This is a genomic window from Phormidium sp. CCY1219 (genome assembly GCF_055795085.1).
Window position 1 is genome coordinate 1 of record NZ_JAYFEQ010000749.1, and the last position, 202, is coordinate 202.

Annotated in this window: 1 pseudogene; it reads right to left on the reverse strand. The window is 44.1% G+C overall.

The features are described from left to right. Positions 1-202, reverse strand: a pseudogene (locus tag AC0QH1_RS22820) (group II intron reverse transcriptase/maturase); the annotation flags it as partial.

Sequence of the window (202 nt, forward strand, 5' to 3'; positions counted from 1 at the left end):
ATGTGGTCTACTTCCATAATGTCTTCTTCCTTGAAATAATGTCCGCAGTGGGTACACTTCCCTTTTTGTTTCTTCAAAAGCTTCGATACTCTCGTTGGAACACCGGGTTGTTTCCCCATTCTTGTACTCCAGTATTTGAGATTGCCGTCATATGGACTGGCCTCACCTTTGACTTTAACGTGTCTGACAATTGGAGTCTCGG